The sequence below is a fragment of the Vibrio sp. 2033 genome, from assembly GCF_033339735.1.
Window position 1 is genome coordinate 1 of the sequence record NZ_JAWOVC010000455.1, and the last position, 641, is coordinate 641.

The 641-nt window shown below is 43.7% G+C and carries 1 protein-coding gene; it reads left to right on the top strand.

All coding sequences use genetic code 11. From position 1 onward, the window contains the following. Positions 1-641, top strand: a 641-nt coding sequence (locus tag R7P74_RS27160) for a GGDEF domain-containing protein (RefSeq protein WP_318123776.1), incomplete at both ends; no start/stop codon positions are given.

The following is a 641-nucleotide window of genomic DNA, read 5'->3' on the forward strand; positions in this document are numbered from 1 at the left end:
TCGGCTTTTTGCTCACGTTATATGGCGTAAGCATTTTCCGTAAATTCCCCCTCAAGTGCGCTCATGTACTCACGTTTCTGGTACCGGTATTCAGTGGCCTTTTTTATTACTTCACATTTTATTCGCCATCTATTCGTATCCGAATCATTTTTCTTCGTATCTACTTGAGCTTAGTCACCTTCTGCAGTGGCGTTGCGATGATCAAGGGAAAAAGAGACGATCTAAAACTGCCCGTTCAAGTGATGGCGTACGCCTTCTTTGGGTTTAGTGCTTTTATGGCGGGCAGAACCGTTTGGAGCATTTGGGCTCCTGAAGTCACCAGTTTTATGAATGCAGGTATCATCCACCAGCTGACGTTTCTATTTAGTATCTGCCTCATTGTTGCTTTGAGCTTCAGTATGTTGTGGTTGATCAACGCAAGATTGGTGAAATCCATCAACGATCTTTCTCATTTGGATGCATTAACTGGGTTATACAATCGACGTGCAATGGAAGTCATTGTGCCTAACCTTGTGAATCAAGCACGCGAAAAAAATACGCCTATCAGCATCGTTATGACTGACGTGGACGATTTTAAAACCATTAATGACCAATACGGACACACCACTGGCGACTCAGTCATGGCAACCATAGCCACGATT